Below are 21,933 nucleotides of genomic sequence, written 5' to 3' on the forward strand. Positions count from 1 at the left end.
CACGCTCAGAGCAATTTATCGAGGGTGATGGGAAATTCGCGTACGCGCTTGCCTGTGGCGTGGTAAATGGCATTGGCCACCGCCGCCGCCACACCGACCACACCAATCTCGCCGACGCCCTTGGAACCCAGGGCATTGACAATAACGTCCTCCTCCTCGACGAAAATAACGTCAATGTCCCCAATATCTGCCTGAACCGGAATATGGTACTCAGCCAGGTTATGGTTCATGGGCCGCCCCAGCACGTGGTCCACCAGCGCTTCTTCATGCAACGCCATGCCCACGCCCCACACCACGCCGCCCAGGATCTGGCTGCGTGCCATTTTCGGGTTGACCACCTTGCCCGCCGCTACCGCGCTGACCACCCGGCTGACCCGCACGCTGCCCAGGTCTTCGTCCACCAGCACCTCGACGAATACCGCCGAGTGAGTCGCCGTGGCGTAGGCTTCACGCTTCTTGTCGGGTTCAGCGTCGACCTGCACTTCCAGGAAGGTTTCGCCGCCCGCTTCCAGCAACTCGGCCAAGGCTCGGCGGTAGCCACCAAAATGCAGGTGGCCATCCTCGAAACGTGCCCGCTCGGGGGTGATGGCGGCGAACGCCGGGTCTATTTGGCGAGCCAGGTCCAGCAAGCGGCCTTGCAGCGCCGCGCATGCCTGCTGCACGGCACTGCCCACCGAGGAAACGGTGAAGGAACCGCCCTGCAACGGCGCCGTGGGCAAGGAAGAGTCGCCCAGCACGAAGCGAATGTTCTCCACCGCCACGCCGGACGCCTGGGCTGCGATCTGCGTCATGACCGTGTAGGTGCCGGTGCCGATGTCGGTAGTGGCACTGCTGACCACCAACTGCCCGTCCGCCATCAACCTGGCCTTGGCACTGGCCTTCATCTGCAAGGCCTCCCACACGCCGCCGGCCATGCCCCAGCCCACCAGCTGGTGGCCCTGGCGCTGGCTGCGCGGTTCGGGGTTGCGGCGCGCCCAACCGAAGCGCTCGGCACCCTCGGCGTAGCACGCACGCAGTTCCTTGCTGGAGTAACGCTTGTCTTCGTTCTGGTTGCGCTCGGAAAAGTTGAGCAGGCGCAGTTGGACCGGGTCGATGGCCACGGCACAGGCCAGTTCATCCATGGCGCACTCCAGGCCGATCAGGCCCAACGCCGCGCCTGGGGCACGCATGTCCAGCGGCGTGTACACATCCAGCGGCACCAGTTGGTAGTCAAGCTCGACGTTATCGCAGTGGTAGAGCATGCCGCTCCACTCCACCACATGTTCGGCGAAGTTCTCGAAGCGTGAGGTCTGGCCGATGGCCTGGTGCCCGATGGCGGTCAGCCGGCCATTGGCGGCGCACCCCAGGCGCAGGCGCTGGCGAGTGCGCGGCCGGTAACCGAAGGTGAACATCTGCTGCCGGGTAAGGGTCACGCGCACTGAGCGCTTGAGCAGCAGCGCCGCCATTACCGCCAGAGGCAGTTGATATTGCGGGCGCAAGCCCGACCCAAAGGCGCCACCGACGAACGCCGCCAGGATCCGCACCTTTTCCTTGGGCAGGCCGAATACCTTCTGCACGTAGGCCTGGCAGTTCTGTGGCCCCTGGGTCTTGTCATGGATCAGCAGGCTGCCGTCCTGCTGGTAAAGAACGGTGCTGGCGTGGGGCTCCATGGGGTTGTGGTATTCGCTGGGGGTGTCGTAGGTGGCGTCGATGCTCAACGCCGCTCCCGCCAGAGCTTCCTCGAAGTGCCCGCGTGGCTTGGGTGGCTCGGCCGGTGCAGGGCGGGCGTGCTTGAGGTCCACCAGCAGGTCGGTCTGGTGCGCCGTTTCTTCGTATTCGATGTGCACCAGGGTCGCGGCGTAACGCGCCAGCTCCAGGTCGCACGCCACCACCAAGGCCAACGGCTGGCCGCTGTACAGCACATTGTCGTTGTACAGCGGCCGGAAGGGTGAACCGGGGGCGGCGTCGGCGTCTTCGTAGGGTTTGTCGTAGCTGGCGATGGCCGGGCGGTTGCGGTGGTCGATCACTGCCACCACACCCGGCAGCGCCAGGGCGGCGGCGTCGTGGATATTGACGACCCGGCCGCGTGCGATGGTGCTGGAGACCACGCTACCGTACAGCAGGCCATCTTCGGGAAACTCACTGGCATAGCGAGCCTGGCCAGTGACCTTGAGCACACCGTCAACGCGGTCCATGGGGGTACCGTTCATGATGGCTGCCCTCCCAGTGCCGCCTGCTCCAGTGCGCGTACCACGGCGCGGCGCACCAGGCGCACCTTGAAAGCGTTATGGGCCAGCGGCTCGGCGTCGCGCACCAGCGCTTCGGCGGCCGCGGTGAAGGTTTCGTGGCTGACGGGCTGGCCCACCAGTTGCGCTTCCACGGCACGGTCGCGCCACGGTTTGTGGGCTACGCCACCCAACGCCAGGCGCGCGGCGGTGATGGTGGGGCCGTCCAGTGTCAGGGCTGCAGCCACCGATACCAGGGCGAACGCGTAGGACGCCCGGTCGCGCACCTTGAGGTAATGGCTATGGGCCGCGAAGCCTTCGGCGGGCAGTTCGATGGCGGTAATCAGCTCATCGTCCGCCAACTGGTTGTCGCGCTCCGGGTGGTCGGCGGGCAAGCGGTGAAAGTCGGCGAACTCGATGGTGCGTGCGCCAGCGCGCCCCTGCACGTGCACCACTGCCTCCAGGGCGGCAAGGGCCACGCACATGTCCGAGGGGTGGGTGGCCACGCATTCGGCGCTGGCGCCGAAGATCGCATGAATGCGGTTCAGGCCTTCCCGGGCCGGGCAGCCACTGCCCGGTTTGCGCTTGTTGCAGGGCACCCCGGCATCATAGAAGTAGTAGCAACGGGTGCGTTGCAGCAGGTTGCCGCCGGTGGTGGCCATGTTGCGTAACTGAGGGGACGCGCCCGCCAGTATCGCCTGGCTCAGCAGGGGGTACTGCCATTCTACTTGCGGCAACCAGGCCAGGTCCGCGTTGCTCACCAGCGCGCCAATGCGCAAACCGCCATCGGGGGTGGGCACCACGTCATGCAGGGGCAGGCCAGTGATATCGATGACCCGCGCCGGCTGTTCGACATTCTCTTTCATCAGGTCCAGCAGGTTGGTGCCCCCGGCGATGAAGCGGCTGCCGGGGCCCGCTTGGCCAATGGCCTCGGCGATGCCCGCCGGGCGGCTGTAGCTGAAGGGGTTCATTGCCCACCCCCGGCGCGCACGTCTTCGATGGCGTCGATGATGTTGCCGTACGCACCGCAACGGCACAGGTTGCCACTCATCAATTCGCGCACCTGGGCCGGTGATTGCGCGCGGCCCTCCTCCAGCAGGCCGACAGCCGAGCAAATCTGCCCGGGGGTGCAGTAGCCGCACTGAAAGGCATCATGCTTGATGAACGCGGCCTGCATCGGGTGCAGCCCGGCATCGTCGGCCAGGCCCTCGATGGTGGTCAGGTGGGCGCCTTGGCACATGATGGCCAGGGTCAGGCAGGCATTGACGCGCTTGCCGTCGCGCAGCACCGTGCAGGCGCCGCATTGGCCGTGGTCGCAGCCTTTCTTGCTGCCCACCAGGTCCAGCTGTTCGCGCAGCAGGTCCAGCAGGGTCGTCCAGGGCAGCACTTGCAGGCTGCGGGGCTGGCCATTGAGGGTCAGCTCCAGGGTATGGGTGGTTTCGCTCATGGCAACCTCACGGTGTTCGGCCTGATTCTTGCGCAGCTTCTGCGAGCGGCGTCGTCAAGGCGTACGACTGGGTGGGTGGCACTATCGTTCAGGTGGATTGATGGGCGGCTCCTGCCTAAAAAAGGCATTCGCGCCTAAAACCGACACGCGCATTCACCGCCGGGCAACCATGCTGCTATGATGCGCGGCTTTTTTCGGCCCCTCGGCGAGCATGTGCTTTGCTTGAGGGGTCAATTCATTCACGGCGCCGGGGCGCGCCACGGGGAGCAGGCATGCTGGAAAGGCTGTTTCAACTCAAAGCACATAACACCAACGTGCGTACCGAGATACTGGCGGGCATCACGACTTTCCTGGCCATGGCCTACATCCTGTTCGTCAACCCGAGCATCCTCGGCGAGACCGGCATGGACAAGGGCGCCGTCTTCGTCGCCACCTGCCTGGCCGCCGCCATCGGCTCCACCGTCATGGGCCTGATCGCCAACTACCCGATCGCCCTGGCACCGGGCATGGGCCTGAACGCCTTCTTCACCTACACCGTGGTGCTGCACATGGGTTACACCTGGCAGACCGCGCTGGGTTCGGTGTTCATCTCTGCTGTGCTGTTCTTCCTGCTGTCGATCTTTCGTATCCGCGAATGGATCGTCAACAGCATCCCCTTGCCCCTGCGTTCAGCCATCGCCGCCGGTATCGGCCTGTTCCTCGCGCTGATCGCCCTGCATAACGCCGGTATCGTGGTAGGCAACGAGGCCACGCTCGTCGGCCTGGGCGACCTGAAAAAGCCTGCACCTATCCTGGCCACCCTGGGCTTCGTGCTGATCGTGGGCCTGGAAGCGTTGAAAGTGCGCGGCGCGGTGCTGATCGGCATCCTGGCGGTGACCATCGTCTCGATCCTGATCCACGCCAGCGAGTTCGGCGGCGTCGTCTCGATGCCACCGTCCCTGGCCCCGACCTTCCTGCAACTGGACATCAAGGGCGCCCTGAACGTAGGGCTGGTCAGCGTGATCTTCGCCTTCCTGTTCGTTGACCTGTTCGACAACTCCGGCACCCTCATCGGCGTGGCCAAGCGTGCCGGCCTGATGGGCAAGGACGGCCACATGCCGAAAATGGGCCGTGCCCTGATCGCCGACAGCACCGCGGCCATGGCAGGCTCCCTGCTGGGCACCTCGACCACCACCAGCTACATCGAATCCGCCGCGGGCGTGAGCGCCGGTGGCCGTACTGGCCTGACCGCCATCGTGGTGGCCGTGCTGTTCATCCTGGCACTGTTCTTCGCCCCGCTGGCCGGCAGCGTGCCTGCCTTCGCCACTGCTCCGGCCTTGCTGTTCGTGGCTGTGCTGATGATGTCGGGCCTGGCTGAAATCAACTGGGACGACATCACCGAAGCAGCACCGGTGGTGGTCACGGCCCTGGCGATGCCCTTCACTTATTCCATCGCCAACGGCATCGCCTTCGGCTTCATTTCCTGGACACTGATCAAGCTGCTGTCGGGCCGCACCCGCGACCTGAACCCGGCGCTGGTCATCCTGTCGATTCTGTTTGTCATCAAGCTGGGCTGGTTCAACGCATGAGTACAGTAGTGGACCCGGCGGACTACAGCCGCCAACTGGACGAAAAGACCGCGCGCCTGCGTGAACTGCTGGCGCCTTTCGATGCCCCGGAACCCGCGGTGTTCGACTCGCCACGCGAGCACTACCGGCTGCGCGCCGAATTTCGCCTGTGGCGCCAGGACGGCCAGCGCCACTACGCCATGTTTGCCCCGGGCGAGAAGCACCAGGCCATCCTGATCGAGGAATTCCCGATCGCCAGCCTGCGCATCAACGAACTGATGCCCAAGCTCAAGGCCGCCTGGCAGGCCAACGAAGCGCTGAGCAACAAGCTGTTTCAGGTGGAGTTCCTGACCACCCTGGCCGGCGACGCCATGGTCACCCTGTGCTACCACCGCCCCCTGGACGCACATTGGCAGGCCGCCGCCGAACAATTGGCGGCCGACCTGGGCGTCAGCCTGATTGGCCGTTCCAAGGGCAAGCGCGTGGTGATCGGCCGCGACTTCGCCGTGGAAAAGCTGGAAGTGGCAGGCCGTACCTACCAGTATCAACAGCCGGAAGGCGCCTTCACCCAGCCCAACGGCACGGTGAACCAGAAGATGCTCAACTGGGCTTACGATGCGTTGGGCCAGCGTGATGACGACCTGCTGGAACTGTATTGCGGCAACGGCAACTTCACCCTGCCCCTGGCCACCCGGGTGCGCAAAGTGCTGGCGACCGAGATCAGCAAGACCTCGGTGTACGCGGCACTGAACAACCTCGCTGACAACGCTGTGGATAACGTGACCCTGGTGCGCCTGAGCGCCGAGGAATTGACCGAGGCGTTGAACGAAGTGCGCCCATTCCGCCGCCTGCAGGGCATCGACCTGAAGAGCTACCAGTTCGGCAGCGTATTCGTCGACCCGCCCCGCGCGGGCATGGACCCGGACACCTGCGAACTGACCCGGCGTTTCGACAACATTCTGTATATCTCCTGCAACCCGGAGACGCTGGCGGCGAACATCGCGCAACTGCACGATACGCACCGTATCGAGCGCTGCGCACTGTTTGACCAGTTCCCGTATACCCACCACATGGAATCGGGCGTGCTGCTGGTTCGCCGGTAGCCACGTCAGCAGTCAGCGGCTTTGCAACCAACCGCTCAGCCAACGGGTCGCCCGCGGCATGAACACGTAGACCACCAACAGCACCACGCTCAAGGTGATCAGCGTGTTCGCCGCTGCATAGCTGCCCAGCCAGGGCACCAGTTTGAACACCGGCCCCCACAACCACGGCACCAGAAAACTCAGCGGCAGAATGACCATGAAGGTCACGCACGCCTGCTTCCAGCGCGGCGGCGGGCTGCCAGCGTCCACGGGGGTGAACCAGAATTCGCGGTCGTTGTTGATCTCGGTCTGGTCGCCGTCCGCCAACATCAGCCTGGCCTCGTCCACCAGCCGCTTGCGGTCACTGGAGTCCAGCCAAGCCTGCAACTGCTCGGTGCTGGCGAAACGCAGCACGCTGGTGAACAGCTGCAAGCCCTGGCTGTGGCCCCGCATGACATCGATGCCCAGGTGGCCGGGGTAGCTGCGAGCGGTGCCTATGATGCGCCGCAGCCATTCTTCGTAGCGCTGTTCCTGGCCCTTGCTGATGCGATGACGCACCAGCAGGGTCACTACGCCGTCGGACATTTCGATGTTCATGTGGGTGGACTCCTTTCGCGCTGAGCTTAGTTGGCTTGGCGCTGTGGCGCCTTGTGGACCATCGTGTAGGCGTAGTCCACGCCCATGCCGTAGGCGCCGCTGTGTTCGCGCACCAGGTTCATCACCGCGTCGTAGGTGTCTTTATGGGCCCAGTCGCGCTGAAATTCGAGCAGAACCTGCTGCCAGGTCACCGGGATAGCACCGGCCTGGATCATGCGTTGCACCGACATGTCATGGGCTTCCTGAGTGGTGCCACCACTGGCGTCGGTGACGATGTACACCTCGAAGCCCTCGGCCATGGCTTCCAGGGCGGGGAAGGTCAGGCACACCTCGGTCCACAGGGCAGCGATGATCAACTTCTTGCGGCCAGTGGCTTTCACCGCCTCCACGAACCTGGCGTCTTCCCAGCTATTCATCGAGGTACGCTCGATGGGCTTCTGCCCAGGGTTCACGCCCAACAGTTCAGGCCAGATGTACCCGCTGAAGCTTTCGGTTTACACCGAGGTATAGATCGTCGGCACATTGAAGATCTTCGCAGCCTTGGCCAGGCCCACGGTGTTGTTTTTCAGCACCTGACGGTCGATGGACTGCACACCGAAGGCCATTTGTGGCTGGTGGTCGATGAGGATCAAGGCGGCATTGGCGGGGTTCAGCAGTTCGTGCTTGGACATGATGTATTCCTTTTCAACAGGTTCGAAGTAGTGGGTGGCTGGACGCTGCCGCTTGGGGGTGTGCGCCTGGCGTGTTGATAATGTAAGTCCGTGCACTCTACGCAACAATCCCATAAAATCGAGACTCATTGATTCCATATCAGGGACACTGATGGACCGTATCGACGCCATGCGCGCCTTTGTCACCACCGTGAATGAAAACGGCTTTGCCGCGGCCGCCCGGGCCATGGATGTGCCACGCTCGAAAATCAGCAAACAGATCCAGGCCCTGGAGGAAGACCTGGGGGTGCAGTTGCTGCAGCGCACTACCCGCAGCCTGCACCTGACCGAGGCAGGGGCGGAGTATTACGAAGCCGTGCGCGAGGTGCTGGCCTCGGTGGACGAAGCCGAACAGCGGGCGCGCAGCGGCCTGGGGGAAGCGCGGGGGGTGTTACGGGTGAACGCGCCCATGTCATTCGGGTTGCGCAAACTGGGGCCGCTGATCCCCAGGTTTCACGAGCAACACCCGCAAATAGAACTGCAGTTGGTGCTCAGCGACCAGCAGGTAGACCCGGTGCGTGGCGGCTTCGACGTGACCATCCGCATCGCCAGCCTGGCGGACTCAAGCATGGTGGCCAAGCAACTGGCCCCGGCGCCCCGGGTGCTGGTGGCCTCCCCCGACTACCTGGCGCGTCATGGCACGCCACAGGTGCCCCGCGACCTGACGGGGCATGCGTGCCTGAACTACGGCTACCTGCAGAGCGGCGTCAGCCTGCAGTTGAGCAATGGCAAGGACACTCAGCGCGTGCACGTGACCGGCCCCCTGCACGCCAACAACGGCGACCTGCTGGCCACGGCGGCCGAAGGCGGCATGGGCATCGCCCTGCTGCCGGCCTTCATCGTCGAGGACGCGCTGGCGGCCGGCCGGCTGGTGGCGGTGATGTGCGACTGGCAGGCACCGCCGATCGGCATCCATGCGGTTTACCCCTCGGCCCGGCGGGTGCCGCAGAAAACCAGGGCGTTCATCGACTTCATGGTGTCGCAGTTGGCGCCCTCTGCTTGAGGTTGCGACTATCTCTGTAGACGGGGCGAAGCTCGGGAAACCGCCAGCGCGGTCTTCCAGACCCACCGCACCGCCTTCTTCCCGAGCTGGCGCCCGGTCCTACTGGGGGGAGACACGAGGGGTAAGGGCCATCTGCAAAGATATCCACAACCGACCGCCCGGCGGCGTTGACGGAATGCCCAGCGTTCCCCACAATTCAAAGGCGTCATGACCCTGGCCTAGAGAACTCGGGTCGCAGCGCGGCGTCAGCGAAGCGGGTGGAAGAGCAATCTTCCACCCGCTTTTTTTACGCCCGTGATTCAGCCTCCGAACGAGCGTGGAGATAAATTAATTTGACCAAATTAACTGGTTAGTACAATTTATGTACACCTCGCTCCACTGTCTCACACCAAAAATAACAAGGGAGAGTCTCCATGAGCCGTACCGTACTGGTGCTCAACGGCCCGAACCTCAACATGCTGGGTACTCGCGAACCTGCCACCTATGGCCGCGAAACCCTGGCCGACGTCTCTGCCCTGTGTGCCCGCACTGCCGAACAGCACGACCTGACGGTCGAGTTCCGCCAGAGCAACCATGAAGGCGAAGCCATCGACTGGATTCATCAGGCCCGCGGCCGCTGCGCAGCGATCGTCATCAACCCTGGCGCCTGGACCCACACCTCCATTGCCATCCGCGATGCACTGACCGCCAGTGAGCTGCCCGTGATCGAAGTGCACATCAGCAATGTGCACGCCCGTGAAACCTTCCGCCACCACAGCTATGTCTCCGGCGTCGCCGTGGCCGTGCTGTGCGGCTTTGGCACCAATGGCTATAGGTTGGCGCTTGAACACGTCAGCCACCTGTTGAACAACAAGGGTTAACTCGCAATGTCCCAGAACAATAAAACCAGTGTATTGGCCGGCCTGATTGGCGCTGGCATCCAGGCCTCGCGCACCCCTGCCCTGCACGAGCGCGAAGGCGCCGCCCAGGGCCTGGGCTACCTCTACCGGCTGATCGACCTGGACCAGCTGAAGCTCGACACCACCCACCTGGAAGAGCTGCTCACTGCGGCCCAGCGCATGGCCTACACCGGCCTCAACATCACCTTTCCGTGCAAACAGGCCATCATTCCGCTGCTCGATGACCTATCGCCCGAAGCCCGTGGTATCGGCGCGGTGAACACCGTGGTGCTCAAGGATGGCAAGCGCGTAGGCCACAACACCGACTGCCTGGGCTTTGCCGAAGGCTTTCGCCGTGGCATGGACGGCGCCGCCCGTGAACGTGTGGTGCAGATGGGGGCCGGCGGTGCTGGCGCGGCAGTTGCCCATGCGCTGCTGATCGAGGGCGTGAAACAGCTGACCATCTTCGACGTGGACGCCAGCCGTGCCCAGGACCTGGCCGACAACCTCAACCAGCACTTCCCCGGCAACCGCGCCCGTGCGGGCAGCGACCTGGCGGCGGCGATGAACGAAGCCGACGGCATGGTCAACACCACGCCGATGGGCATGGCCAAGCTGCCAGGCATGCCCGTTCCGGCCGAGCTGCTGCGCAAGGATCTGTGGGTAGCGGAGATCGTCTACTTCCCACTGGAAACCGAGCTGCTGCGCACCGCCCGCGCCTTGGGCGCGCGCACCCTGGACGGCGGCACCATGGCCGTGTTCCAGGCGGTGAAGGCCTTTGAACTGTTCAGCGGCATCGTGCCGGATGCCGACCGCATGACGGCGCATTTCAACAGCATGAATGGCTGAAGCCGCCTCAATCAAGCACCGGGCGCAGCAGCGCCTGGGCTTCGTAGAGCGCCGGCAGGTAGCGCTGCTGCATGGCCTGGGGATTGAGCCGGGCCACCTGGGTGGTGATCGATAACGCCGCCTTGAGCACGCCCTTGCGGTCACGCAGGGGCACGCTCAACACCGCCATGCCCACCTCGAACTCCTGATCGACGATGCAGAACCCCTGCTCGCGCACTCGCTCCAACTCTTCTTCCAGCGCCGCCACCGTCACCTTGGTGTAGGGCGTCAGCGGCCGTTGTTCGACGCGCTGCAGGTAGCTGCGCAACTCCGCAGGCTGCAGTTGCGCCAGCCAGATGCGCCCGCTCGCCGTGCAATACAACGGCAGCCGCGACCCAGGGCGGATCGACAGCGACGATATGTGGCTATAACGACTGCGCACCACGTGAATGATGTCGTCGTCATCCCGGACGCCTACGGACACGTGCTCCTGAGTACTGCGCGCCACCTGCTCGACGATCGGCCGCAGCATGCGCGGTAGCTGGGCGGAATCCACGTAAGCCTGGCCGATACGCAGGGCCTTGGCAGTCAGCCAGTAGTCGCGCCCATCGGTTTCAACGAAGCGCTCATGCACCAGGGTCAGCAGAAAACGCCGCGCGGCGCTCTGACTCAATCCCGACAGCCGCGCTGCCATGGGCACCGTGAGCCGCGGGTGGTCTTCGCTGAACAACTGCATCAGCGCCAGGCCCTTCTGCAGCCCTGCGATGAGGTCTCGTTCGTGGATAGTGGGTTGTTTCATTGGTGCCCCGCCCGGATTATCGGCCCGACGATGCGATTATCGCAGTGGTACCGCGAATAACAACCAAAACCGCTAACAGCCGCGTTGTGACGCTTGCCGGCCAGCCTCACCATGGGCCCACAACAACAGCAAACGGTCCAGGAGATCGACATGATTCGCGGCTCGACCCAATTGGTGGCCATACTCGGCACGCCTATCGCCCAAGTGAAATCCCCCGACAACTTCAACCGCTGGTTCGCCGACAACGATCGCGATATCGCCATGCTGCCCATCGACCTGGGGGCCGCGGCGTTGCCGGCGTTCGTCGACACGCTGCGGGGCTGGCAGAACCTGCGTGGCTGTGTGGTGACGGTGCCCTACAAACAGGCCGTGGCGCCCTTGCTCGATGCTCTCACCGAGCGGGCCGCCGCCCTGGGCATGGCCAACGTGATCCGCCGCGAGGCCGATGGCCGCCTGATAGGCGACCACCTGGACGGCATTGGTTTTCTCAAGGCCGCGGCGGCTCACGGCTTCCAGCCGCAGGGCAAGCGTGCCCTGGTGGTGGGCGCCGGTGGCGTGGGCGCGGCCATTGCCTACGCGCTGGCCGAGCAGGGCCTGGCCGAGCTGGTGCTGGTGGATGTGCGCACCACTCAGGTAGAGACACTGAAAAAGGTGCTGATCGACGCCTTCCCGACGCTGGCAGTACAAAGCGCCTACAGTGAACTGGGCACCTTTGACCTGGTGGTGAACGCTACGCCGGTGGGCATGGGGGATACCGGCCACTTGCCGCTACCCGACACCGCCCTGGCCGGCCTGCGCCCAAACACGCTGGTGGCCGATGTGGTCACTTCGCCACCGGTTACCCCTCTGCTTGCCAAGGCCCGCGACCAGGGCTGCCGTATCCAGACCGGCCCGGAAATGGCCCGCGCGCAGATGGGCAACCTGGGCGCCTTCATGGGCGTGACCCCCGAAGACGCCTGAGGAGGCCGCCATGAACGCAGCCATACCCACACAGGGTTGGACTCACCATGTGGACCTGGTGGTGCTGGGCAGCGGCGCCGCCGGGTTCGCCGCCGCCACTACTGCGGCCTGCCGGGGCATGAAGGTATTGATACTGGAAAGGGCCGAGACGTTTGGTGGCACCTCGGCGATCTCCGGCGGCGCCGTATGGGTTCACGGCACCGACCAGGCACGTGCCGCTGGCGTGCAAGCCCCCCCCGATGCCGTGCGCCGCTACCTGAAGGCCACCATCGGTCCCGGCTACCGTGCCGACCTGATAGACACCTACATCGCACGGGGCGCCGAAGCGCTGCGCTACCTGGAAAGCCACAGCGAACTGAAATACGCGCTACGACCCCTTTCCCCCGACTATCACCCCGAGGAACCCGGTGGTACCGACCGCGGCCGCGCCCTGGAGATGGTGGAATACGATGGCCGCCGGTTGGGCGCCTGGTTCCAGCACCTGCGCACCCCGCCGCCGGGCATGCTGTTGTTCGGTGGCATGATGGTCAACCGGGTGGATATCCAGCACCTGCTCAGCTTCCGCCGGTCGCCCGCCTCGCTGTGGCATTGTGTGAAGCTGCTGGCGCGCTACGGCAAGGACCGCTTGCGCCACCCGCGCGGCACCCGCCTGACCGTCGGCAACGCCTTGATCGCACGGCTGGCCACCACGGCTTTCGCCAAGGGGGTAGACCTGTGGTTGAAGGCCGAACCGCGGGCGCTGGTGCACGAGCACGGCGCGGTCACTGGCGTGGAAGCCGACTATAACGGCCAGCGCTTGAGGGTTCAGGCACGCTGCGCCGTGGTGTGCGCCGGCGGTGGTTTCGCCGCCGCGGGCAATGCCGATGGCCTGCGCCCGGGTACCGGCAGCGACCACCTGACCATGTCCCCCGCCAGTAATGACGGCACCAGCCTGGCCCTGGCCCAGGTGGCGGGTGGGCACCTGGGCGAAGGCTTGGCGGCCAATTTCTTCTGGGCCCCGGTGTCCCTGCGCCGCCACGCCAATGGGTCGCTGGAACGCTTCCCGCACCTGGTCACCGACCGCGCCAAACCAGGCATCATCGCCGTGAACCGCAGGGGCCAGCGCTTCGTCAACGAGTCCGACTCCTACCATTGCTTCGTGCCGGCCATGCAGGAAAACGCCAACTCACCGTGCTGGTTGATCGCCGATGCCCAGGCCCTGAACAGCTACGGCATGGGCCTGGCACGACCCAAGCCCGTGGATAACCGCGCACTGGTGGACGCGGGTTACCTGTACCAGGCCGACAGCGCCGCGCAACTGGCGCACTTGATCGGCGTCGACCCCGACGGCCTGGCCGACACCTTGCGCCAGCACAATGCCGATGCCGTGCGCGGCACCGACAGCCAATTCGCCAAGGGCGGCAACAGTTACAACCGCTCCCTGGGCGACCCTCATCACACCCCCAATCCCTGCCTGGCGCCGCTGACGAAAGCGCCCTGGTACGCGATCCGCGTGCACACCGGCGACCTGGGCTCGGCCCGAGGGCTGGTGACCGATGCCACCGCGCGCGTGCTCGACCGCCAGGGCCAGCCCATTGCCGGCCTGTATGCCGCAGGCAACGACATGAACTCGATCATGGACGGCACCTACCCCGGCCCCGGTATCACCCTGGGCCCAGGCCTTACCTTCGGCTACATCGCCGCCACCCACGCGGCCACCCGGCTGCAACGCAGCACCCCTACCCAACAAGAGGCATGACCATGTTCTATGAATTGCGCACCTACACCCTTAAGCCCACCAAGCTCGCCGACTGGCTGGCGCTGTACCAAAGCGATGCCCTGGCCGTGCAGACCGAGCACCTGGGCCGCCTGGTGGGTTTCTTCACCACCGAAATCGGCGACGTGAACCAGGTGGTGCATATCTGGGCCTGGGAGAGCCTGGACGAGCGCATGGCCCGGCGCACTGCCATGGCGGCCGACAGCCGCTGGATGGAGTTCAGTCGCAAGAACAAGGAACTGGACGCCGTGATGAAACTGGAGTCGCGGATGATGCGTCCCACTGCATTCTCGCCACTCAAGTAGGCCAGGCCCATGAGCGCTCCTGAGCACTACGACTGCGACGTACTGGTCATCGGCTCGGGGGCCGCCGGCCTGGCCGCCGCCGTGACCGCCGCCCACCACGGGCTGAAGGTGATCGTCGCCGAGAAGCACCACCACCTGGGCGGCACCAGTGCCTGGTCGGGTGGCTGGTTGTGGGTACCCGGCAACCCGCTGGCAGTGGCCGAGGGGCAGCTGGAAACGCCCGGCGCCGTAGAGCAGTACCTGCGCCAGCAACTGGCCACGGCGCAGTTGGATGACCGCGTGCAGGCCTACCTCGAACAGGGGCCAAGGATGGTCGACTTCTTCCAGCGGCATACCCAGGTGCAGTTTTATTCAGGCAGCCGCATGCCCGACATGCATGACGGGCCAGGCGCCGCCCTGGGCGGCCGTTCGCTGTGCGCGCAACCATTCGATGGACGGCGGCTGGGGCCATGGCTGCACAGGTTGCGCCCACCCCTGGACCTGATCAGCCTCGGCGACATGGGCATCGCTGGCGGCACGGACCTGGGCCATTTCTTCAATGCCACGCGGTCAGTGAAATCGGCGCTTCATGTGACCAGGCGGCTGGCGCGCCATTGGTGCGACCGCCTGCTGCATGGGCGCGGGCTGCACCTGGTCAATGGCAACGCGCTGATGGCCCGCCTGTTGCGCAGCGCGCTGGATTTGCAGGTGCAGGTGCGTACGCACAGCCCGGCGCTGGCATTGCTGGTGGATGGCCATCGGGTAGTGGGCGCGCGCTTGTCCACTGGCCAAGTGCGGGCGCGATGTGGCGTGGTACTGGCGGCAGGTGGGTTTGCCCATGACAGGCAGCGGATGAGTGAAGTATTCGGGCATGACAACCACCTGTCGGCTGCGCCGGCGCAGAATACGGGGGACGGGATTCGGTTGGGTGAAATGGCTGGCGGGGTAGTGCCTGCCCTGCCCAATGGGGCTGCCTGGGCACCCGTCTCCAGGGTGATGCGCGGAGGCAGGCATTCCAGCTCGGCCCAGGCTTTTCCCAATTTGATGGACAGGGCCAAACCCGGCTTCATTGCCGTGCGCGACGACGGCCGCCGCTTTACCAATGAAGCCGATTCCTACCATGACTTCATGCAGGCACTGTTCGCCGCCAACCCCACCGACCGCCAGCCCCATTGCTGGCTGATCTGCGACCACCGCGCCCTGCACCGCTACGGGCTTGGAGCTGCACGGCCGTTTCCGCTGCCTGCCTGGGGCCTGCGTCGCCGGGGATATCTGATCAAGGCCCGGAGCGTGGCGCAACTGGCCGAGCGCTGCGGTATCGATGCCGCTGCCCTGCACTCCACGGTGCAGCGCTTCAATCAGCAGGCGCGCCAGGGGCATGACGACGACTTTCACCGCGGCGCCTCGGCCTACAACCGCGCCCAAGGTGAAGCCACGCACGGACCCAACCCATCGCTGGGCGAGCTGGCGCGTGGGCCGTTCTATGCGGTGAAACTGGAGCCGGGCAGCCTGGGCACCTTCATGGGCTTGGCCACCGACCGCCAGGCACGGGTGCTGGATGCACAGGGCCTGGTGGTTGACGGGTTGTATGCGGTGGGTAATGACATGGACAGTATCATGGGCGGCCATTACCCCAGCGGCGGCATTACCCTGGGGCCGGCGATGACCTTCGGCTACCTCGCCGGCCTGAGCCTGGCAGCCGACGCCGTCAGGGTTTCAGGTAACGCAGCACCGTGTCGACGATCATCTCGCGATGACGTGCCATGTTCTGCTCTTCACTGAAGTCGATCTGGAAGATTTCGCCGAAGGTATGCTTGTTGGACACCCGGTAGAAGCAGAACGAACTGATCAGCAAGTGCACGTCCAGGGCATCGAGGCCCTGCCGGAACAGCCCTTCGCGGGCACCGCGTTCCAACACCTCGCCCAGCGCGTGCAACACGGTCTTGTTCATGGCGCGGATGGCGGTGGACTGCTTGATGTACTCGCCCTTGTGCATGTTCTCGTTGCACACGATGCGCACGAAATCGACATTGGCGTCATGGTGATCGAAGGTGAATTCCACCAGGCGGCGGATACCATCGCGCGGCTCCAGCTCACCCAGGTGCAGGTCCACCTCAGTGCTGCGGATGTCGCCGTAGAGTTTTTCCAGCACCTCGACGTACAACTGCTCCTTGCTGCCGAAGTAGTAGTAGATCATGCGCTTGGAGGTTTGCGTGCGCTCGGCAATGGCGTCTACCCGTGCACCCGCCAGGCCTTGCAGGACGAACTCGGCGATCGCCGCCTGGAGAATGTTCTCGCGGGTTTTCTCGGGGTTGTTCTTGCGGCTCTTGCGTGGCGCCGGTTCAGCAGTTTCCACGGAGCGTTCTGTCATTGTTGTCATTCTGGGCTCACGGCCATCGTTAAACAGCGGCAATTATGGAGCGGCCAGCGCGGCGAAGGAAGCCTGCAAGCCCCGGTCTACAACCAAAGGCTTGCAATTGCATGCAAACGGTTACAGTTTGGCGTGGCGAACACCCTTGCTGCGCGCCTTGGCCATGGCCGCCAGACGCACCGCGACGTTCGCCGCCCCGTACCCGGCGTAACCATTGCGACGCTGGATGATTTCGAAGAAGAAACGGTCTTCGAAGGGTTCGGTGTACACGTGGAACAGCTCGCCGCCGTTGGCGTCACGGTCGTAGAGCACGTTGTAGTAGGCCAGTTCGCTCAGGAACTCGTCATCGAAGTCAAAGCGCGCGGCCAGGTCGTCGTAGTAGTTGAGCGGGATGTCCAGCAGCGCCAGGCCCGCCTCCTTGGCCTTGGTGACGGCAGCGAACATGTCGTCGCAGTCGAAGGCAATGTGGTGCACGCCCGACCCACGGTAGGTGGACAACGCGTGGGAAATGGCGGTGTTGCGGTTCTCGGAGATGTTCAGTGGCAGGCGGATGGAGCTGTCACGGCTGCGTACCGCACGGCTCTTCACCAGGCCGTACGGGTCGGGCAGCACGACTTCGTCGTCGGCGGTGAAGTCCAGCAGGCTCTTGTAGAACAACGTCCAGTTGTCGAGGTTGTCCGGCGGCAGCGCCATGGCCATGTGGTCGATGCGCTTGAGGCCCAGGGGGTTCTGCTTGACGTCCTTGAGGCTGAAGTCGGTGTCGTAGATGGTGCGGCCCTGGGCGTCCTGGTCCACCAGGTAGATGAGGCTGCCATCCGGCGCGCGCACGGCGGCCAGTTCACGCTCGTTGGGGCCCACCAGGCCACGGAACGGCTGGCCTTTGTAGGCCACGGCGCGCTCCAGCGCCTTGGCGCTGTCTTTCACCCGAATGGCGGTGGCGCACAGCGAAGGACCGTGGGACTCGAAGAAGTTGTGGGCGAACGAGTACGGCTCGGAGTTGAGGATCAGGTTGATGTCACCCTGACGCATCAGGCTCACGGCCTTGGACTTGTGCTGGCCAGCCTTGGCGAAGCCCAGTTGCTCCAGCACATTGGTCAGCTTGGCGCCCTGGGCTTCGTCCACAGCGAACTCGAGGAATTCGATACCGTCGTAAGCGTCGGCCTGGGGTGGCGAGAACAGGATGTCCAGGTTCGGCGCCGGGGTGGCTTCCTGTTCCAGCAGCTTGCGGGTTTTCTCTTCCAGGTACAGCAGCGAGCGCAGGCCGTCGGCGGCGTTGGCGCGCGGCGGCGCGGCGCGGAAGCCATCGTTGAAGATTTCCAGCGACAGCGGGCCGGTGTAACCGGACTTGATGATCGGCGCCAGGAAGCCCGGCAGGTCGAACTCGCCCTGCCCCGGGAAGCAGCGGAAGTGGCGGCTCCACTCCAGCACGTCCATGTTCAGGATCGGCGCGTCGGCCATCTGCACGAAGAAGATCTTGTCGCCCGGAATGGCGGCGATGGCCGCCGGGTCGCCCTTGAGCGACAAGGTATGAAAGCTGTCCAGCAGCACGCCCAGGTTCGGATGGTCGGCGGCTTTGACGATGTCCCAGACCTGCTGGTAGGTATTCACGTGCTTGCCCCATGCCAGGGCTTCGTAACCAATGCGCAGGTTGCGCTTGCCCGCGTGCTCGGCCAGCAAGTGCAGGTCGTCGACCAGGATCTGGCGGTCGCCCACGGAGTCAGCCGAAGCGTTGCTGCACACCAGCACCAGGTCGGTACCCAGTTCCTGCATCAGGTCGAATTTGCGCTCGGCGCGTTCGATGTTGCGGGCCAGGCGATCACGGCGGCAGCCTTCGAAATCACGGAACGGCTGGAACAGAGTGATGGCGATGCCGAGGTCGGCACACATCTGGCGAATTTCGCGCGGGCTGCCATCGTAGTACAACAGGTCGTTTTCGAAGATCTCGACACCGTCGAAACCCGCGGCGGCAATGGCTTCGAGTTTTTCCGGCAGGGTACCGCTCAGGGAGACGGTGGCAATCGAACGATGCATGTTTCAGCTCCATGGGGCTGGCGGCCAGGGCACTTCACGGGTCCGCATCTGGCCAGCTGGCCGATGTCCGTTACAGGGTGTCAGGCGCACCTGCGACGGGTTGAAAGAATTCTTGGATGCTAATTTATACCGCACTTTTATGGCGTACGAACCAGTTAGTTTTGTGGGCGATTATCGACCGAAAACACACCGGTTCAATTGACGATTTTTCGATCAATCGCCACCATCGCCCCCCTCATTGAAGCCCGTCAGCCGGCCAAAAGCCAGCAGACGCAGCACTGAGCTACGCCAACCCAGCGTACTTCAGAACCGCGCTACTCCATAAAAATTTCAAAAAATCGGGTAACCATCATGCACGCTGTAAATGCACTTGCGCCTCGCCATGCGAGCATGGGCGAGAAAATCCGCGGCGCCCTGGCCGTGGGCAAAACCCGTTGGGGCATGCTCGCCCTGGTATTCTTCGCCACCACCCTGAATTACATCGACCGTGCCGCCCTGGGCGTCATGCAGCCTATCCTGGCCAAGGAAATGAGCTGGACGGCGATGGACTACGCCAACATCAACTTCTGGTTCCAGGTGGGCTACGCCATCGGCTACGTGCTGCAAGGCCGGCTGATCGACAAGGTGGGCGTCAAACGCGTGTTCTTCTGCGCGGTGCTGCTGTGGAGCGTGGCCACCGGCCTGCACGGGCTGGCCACGTCGGCCGTGGGCTTCATGGTGTGCCGGTTCATTCTGGGCATGACCGAGGCAGCCAACTACCCAGCCTGCGTTAAAACCACGCGCCTGTGGTTCCCGGCTGGCGAACGCGCAGTGTCCACCGGTATTTTCAACGCCGGTACCAACGTGGGCGCGATGATTACCCCGGTGATGCTGCCGTTGATCCTCGCCGTGTGGGGCTGGCAGGCGGCGTTCATTTGCATGGCCTGCCTGGGCCTGACCTGGAGCGTGTGCTGGGCCCTCAAATACTACAACCCCGAAGACCACCCACGGGTAAAGCAGAGCGAACTGGATTACATCCAGGCCGAACCCGAGCCTGAGCAAAAGGCCGTGCCGTTCCACCGCATTCTGCGCATGCGTGGCACCTGGGCCTACGCCTTGGCCAATGCAATGACAGCGCCCGTGTTCTGGTTCTACCTGTACTGGCTGCCGCCGTTCCTGAACCAGCAATACCAGTTGGGCATCAACGTGACCCAAATGGGCATCCCGCTGATCATCATCTACCTGAGCGCCGACTTCGGCAGCGTGGGTGGCGGCATCCTGTCGTCGTTCCTGATTGGCCGCGGGGTGTCACCCGTCAAGGCGCGCCTGACCTCCATGCTGCTGTTCGCCCTGTGCATCGTCGCCGTGATCGGCGCAGCGGGCGCCAGCAACCTGTGGGTGGCGGTACTGGCGATTTCCCTGGCCATCGCCGCGCACCAGGCGTGGACAGCGAACATCTGGGCGGTGGTGATGGACTACACACCCAAGCCCATGATGAGCACAGTGTTCGGCTTTGGCGGCATGTGCGCGGCGGTGGGTGGCATGTTCATGACCCAGATCGTCGGCTACATCCTGACCGTGACCCACAACAACTACCACGTGCTGTTCATGATCATCCCGGGCATGTACTTCATCGCACTGGCCTGGCTGTACCTGATGGCGCCGCGCAAGGTGCCGGTAGTCGACTAGTGCGACCGTAGCAGCGGACCCGGCCGCGTCGCAGTCGCCGCATTAGATCGGCAGAACGCGGTGACTGCGACGCGGCCGGGTCCGCTGCTACAGGCGCTCCAGGACCTGCAGGGTCTTGTCCAGCGCCTTCTTTGCCCGTTCCAGGGCGCTGCCGCCGTCGCGCACCGGCACTTCCAGGCTCAGCGGCAAGCCCGCCGGCAATGCCCGCAGCAGCCCCAGCAGATCGCAATCACCATCCCCAGGGAAGCGCCGTTCGTTGCGCGCCTGGCGCAGGATCTCCGCCATATCATCAGGACGGGGGCCGGCCACATCACACAGCTGCACGTAATGGGTACGTGAAGCCGGTAGCTGGCGCAGGTCTTCCAGGCGCGAGGCAGAACGGTCGAAGTGAAACGCGTCGACCAGCACACACCCATTGTCCCGCCCCGCTGCTTCGACGATACGCATGGCCTGCACGAGGTTCTTGGCGTCGGTCCAAGGCATGAACTCCAGGTGCGGGCGAATCCCGTAGGGCTTGGCCAAGTCACACAGGGCAGCGAAGTTTTCGGTCAGGCGCGCCTCGTCCGGGTCATTGCCCGCCACCAGCAATTCGGTGGCGCCGAACTCGGCACCGACGGCCAGGTGCGCAGCGAAGTCTGCCACCAGTGTATCGGGCTTGAGCCGCAGTATCTCGATGTCCAGTACCTTGACGCCGGTGTCGCGCAAGCGCGCGGCAGTCTGGCGGCGCAGCTCGGCGTCGCGCACCAGGGGAAAATGGTGCTCCTCGGGGGTCGCCGGTTCCGTGCGCAGGCCAACATGGCTGTAGCCGGCGCGGGCGGCGACTTCAACCATGTCCGGTGGGGACAATTCAAGCACCGTCAGGGCGGCGAGGGACAGGATGCGTGGCACAGGGGAATCCTCGTGATGATGTTCTTGCTTCAGTATTTAGAACTCAGTTCCATTTTCCTGCAAGAGGTTTTTCCACGCCACGACAAGCTGCGAAGAGCGGCAATCAGCTGAACAGTTCGGACGCAGGGCACGCTTGGGAGAGCTCCGCGGCAGCGGCCAGAAGGGGCGCCGACAGTTCCTGCAGGCGGGCCTGGCTCAGGCGCGCGGTAGGGCCGGCCACGCTCACCACTCCCACGACCTGGCCATCGACCGGCCGGCGCACCACGGCGGCGATGGCCGAAGTGCCTATTGCCGAGCTTTCCATTACCAGCGAGTAGCCACGCTGGCGGGTCTGCTCCAGGTGTTCGAGCAATTGGGTATTGGACTTCGGCGCGTTGGGCCCGAAGTCTTCGCGGTTGGCGATACCCTGGCGCTCCACCAGGGCCAGCGCCTGGGCATCGCTGAGGCTGGCCAGCCAGGCGTGGCCGGACGCGGTGTAGAACAGCGGCGCGTCCTGGCCCATTTCCGGGTCGTAGCGCAGCCCAGAGCGGGCGCCCTGGGCCTTGGCGATCCAGGTCTGGCGCTCGCCGTCGATCACCCCCAGGCGCACCAGCTCGCCGGTTTCCTGGGCCAGGCGCTCCAGGATCGGCTGAACGATGTCCGCGCCGCTGCTGGCCAGGTAGCGAAAGCCCATGGCCACCAGCTTGGTGGACAGGTGGTAACGGTTATTGTCGGGGTTCTGGCGCACGTAGCCCAGGCGCATCAGCTCACCGAGCATGCGGTGGGTAGCGCTCTTGGGAATGTCCAGTTGCTCGGCCAGGGTCTGCATGGGCAAGCCCCGGGGGTCGCTGGTGAGGCTTTCCAGAAGGCTGAAAGCACGTTCGATCTGACTGCCGGCCAT

At 64.5% G+C, this 21,933-nt stretch carries 19 protein-coding genes and 1 pseudogene; 10 read left to right on the top strand and 10 right to left on the bottom strand.

From position 1 onward, the window contains the following. Positions 1 to 5: 5 nt before the first annotated feature. Genes QBK88_RS17680 through QBK88_RS17690 form a run of 3 tightly spaced genes read right to left on the bottom strand, consistent with a single transcriptional unit; the run spans position 6 to position 3,651 of the window. Positions 6 to 2,189, bottom strand: a complete 2,184-nt coding sequence (locus QBK88_RS17680; RefSeq protein ID WP_277963037.1) for a xanthine dehydrogenase family protein molybdopterin-binding subunit — start codon at positions 2,187 to 2,189, stop codon at positions 6 to 8. Next, a complete protein-coding gene (locus QBK88_RS17685; RefSeq protein ID WP_277963038.1) occupies positions 2,186 to 3,175 on the bottom strand; it encodes an FAD binding domain-containing protein in 990 nt (329 codons plus the stop codon). Before QBK88_RS17685 ends, QBK88_RS17680 begins: the two co-directional genes overlap by 4 nt. Continuing rightward, the gene (locus QBK88_RS17690) at positions 3,172 to 3,651 is read right to left on the bottom strand and encodes a 2Fe-2S iron-sulfur cluster-binding protein (protein WP_277963039.1); all 480 of its coding nucleotides are present in this window, start codon (positions 3,649 to 3,651) and stop codon (positions 3,172 to 3,174) included. The genes QBK88_RS17685 and QBK88_RS17690 overlap by 4 nt, the downstream gene beginning before the upstream one ends. Positions 3,652 to 3,923: 272 nt before the next feature. On the opposite strand from QBK88_RS17690, the gene QBK88_RS17695 reads away from it, so the two are divergent. Then, the gene (locus QBK88_RS17695) at positions 3,924 to 5,219 is read left to right on the top strand and encodes an NCS2 family permease (RefSeq protein ID WP_277963040.1); all 1,296 of its coding nucleotides are present in this window, start codon (positions 3,924 to 3,926) and stop codon (positions 5,217 to 5,219) included. Continuing rightward, a complete protein-coding gene (trmA, locus tag QBK88_RS17700) occupies positions 5,216 to 6,301 on the top strand; it encodes a tRNA (uridine(54)-C5)-methyltransferase TrmA (RefSeq protein ID WP_176572008.1) in 1,086 nt (361 codons plus the stop codon). The genes QBK88_RS17695 and trmA overlap by 4 nt, the downstream gene beginning before the upstream one ends. Before the next feature lie 12 nt (positions 6,302 to 6,313). On the opposite strand, the gene QBK88_RS17705 is transcribed toward trmA, so the two are convergent. Then, a complete protein-coding gene (locus QBK88_RS17705) occupies positions 6,314 to 6,877 on the bottom strand; it encodes an antibiotic biosynthesis monooxygenase (protein ID WP_277963041.1) in 564 nt (187 codons plus the stop codon). Between the two features lie 26 nt (positions 6,878 to 6,903). Then, positions 6,904 to 7,548 (bottom strand): annotated as a pseudogene (locus QBK88_RS17710) (hydrolase). A gap of 151 nt (positions 7,549 to 7,699) precedes the next feature. Here QBK88_RS17710 and QBK88_RS17715 point away from each other — a divergent pair. The 3 genes from QBK88_RS17715 (at position 7,700) to QBK88_RS17725 (ending at position 10,317) form a co-directional block, all read left to right on the top strand. Next, a complete protein-coding gene (locus tag QBK88_RS17715; RefSeq protein WP_277963042.1) occupies positions 7,700 to 8,590 on the top strand; it encodes a LysR family transcriptional regulator in 891 nt (296 codons plus the stop codon). Between the two features lie 413 nt (positions 8,591 to 9,003). Then, positions 9,004 to 9,450, top strand: a complete 447-nt coding sequence (aroQ, locus tag QBK88_RS17720; protein ID WP_277963043.1) for a type II 3-dehydroquinate dehydratase — start codon at positions 9,004 to 9,006, stop codon at positions 9,448 to 9,450. Between the two features lie 6 nt (positions 9,451 to 9,456). Further along, the gene (locus tag QBK88_RS17725; protein WP_277963044.1) at positions 9,457 to 10,317 is read left to right on the top strand and encodes a shikimate dehydrogenase; all 861 of its coding nucleotides are present in this window, start codon (positions 9,457 to 9,459) and stop codon (positions 10,315 to 10,317) included. Between the two features lie 7 nt (positions 10,318 to 10,324). Here the strand turns inward: QBK88_RS17725 and QBK88_RS17730 are convergent, their stop codons facing one another. Further along, positions 10,325 to 11,095 (bottom strand): IclR family transcriptional regulator domain-containing protein, encoded by a 771-nt coding sequence (locus QBK88_RS17730; protein WP_277963045.1) that lies wholly within the window; start codon positions 11,093 to 11,095, stop codon positions 10,325 to 10,327. Positions 11,096 to 11,245: 150 nt separating this feature from the next. On the opposite strand from QBK88_RS17730, the gene QBK88_RS17735 reads away from it, so the two are divergent. The 4 genes from QBK88_RS17735 to QBK88_RS17750 are packed head-to-tail and all read left to right on the top strand — an operon-like array spanning position 11,246 to position 15,877. After that, positions 11,246 to 12,055 (top strand): shikimate dehydrogenase, encoded by an 810-nt coding sequence (locus tag QBK88_RS17735; RefSeq protein ID WP_277963046.1) that lies wholly within the window; start codon positions 11,246 to 11,248, stop codon positions 12,053 to 12,055. 10 nt (positions 12,056 to 12,065) lie between these two features. Then, entirely contained in the window at positions 12,066 to 13,793 is a 1,728-nt protein-coding gene (locus QBK88_RS17740) for an FAD-dependent oxidoreductase (protein ID WP_277963047.1), read from the top strand. Between the two features lie 2 nt (positions 13,794 to 13,795). Then, positions 13,796 to 14,116: an NIPSNAP family protein gene (locus QBK88_RS17745; protein WP_158153523.1), complete on the top strand. Its 321-nt coding sequence runs from the start codon at positions 13,796 to 13,798 to the stop codon at positions 14,114 to 14,116. Between the two features lie 9 nt (positions 14,117 to 14,125). Continuing rightward, positions 14,126 to 15,877: an FAD-dependent oxidoreductase gene (locus QBK88_RS17750; protein ID WP_277963048.1), complete on the top strand. Its 1,752-nt coding sequence runs from the start codon at positions 14,126 to 14,128 to the stop codon at positions 15,875 to 15,877. Here QBK88_RS17750 and QBK88_RS17755 read toward each other — a convergent pair. Together QBK88_RS17755 and quiC are read right to left on the bottom strand one after the other, a co-directional pair. After that, positions 15,804 to 16,475 carry a TetR/AcrR family transcriptional regulator gene (locus QBK88_RS17755; protein ID WP_277963049.1) on the bottom strand — a complete coding sequence of 224 codons (672 nt, stop codon included), beginning with the start codon at positions 16,473 to 16,475 and terminating at the stop codon, positions 15,804 to 15,806. The genes QBK88_RS17750 and QBK88_RS17755 overlap by 74 nt on opposite strands. A 111-nt stretch (positions 16,476 to 16,586) precedes the next feature. Then, entirely contained in the window at positions 16,587 to 18,497 is a 1,911-nt protein-coding gene (gene quiC, locus QBK88_RS17760) for a 3-dehydroshikimate dehydratase QuiC (protein WP_277963050.1), read from the bottom strand. Positions 18,498 to 18,848: 351 nt separating this feature from the next. Between quiC and QBK88_RS17765 the strand changes: the two genes are divergently transcribed. After that, positions 18,849 to 20,165, top strand: a complete 1,317-nt coding sequence (locus tag QBK88_RS17765) for an MFS transporter (protein ID WP_268148136.1) — start codon at positions 18,849 to 18,851, stop codon at positions 20,163 to 20,165. Positions 20,166 to 20,252: 87 nt separating this feature from the next. On the opposite strand, the gene QBK88_RS17770 is transcribed toward QBK88_RS17765, so the two are convergent. Then, on the bottom strand, positions 20,253 to 20,996 hold the full coding sequence (locus QBK88_RS17770) for a sugar phosphate isomerase/epimerase family protein (RefSeq protein WP_277963101.1): 744 nt from the start codon (positions 20,994 to 20,996) through the stop codon (positions 20,253 to 20,255). A 160-nt stretch (positions 20,997 to 21,156) separates the two neighbouring features. After that, complete coding sequence (locus tag QBK88_RS17775) at positions 21,157 to 21,933, bottom strand: IclR family transcriptional regulator (protein ID WP_277963051.1); 777 nt, start codon at positions 21,931 to 21,933, stop codon at positions 21,157 to 21,159.

The organism is Pseudomonas sp. RIT-To-2 (genome assembly GCF_029623465.1).
GTDB classification, from domain to species: domain Bacteria; phylum Pseudomonadota; class Gammaproteobacteria; order Pseudomonadales; family Pseudomonadaceae; genus Aquipseudomonas; species Aquipseudomonas silvicola.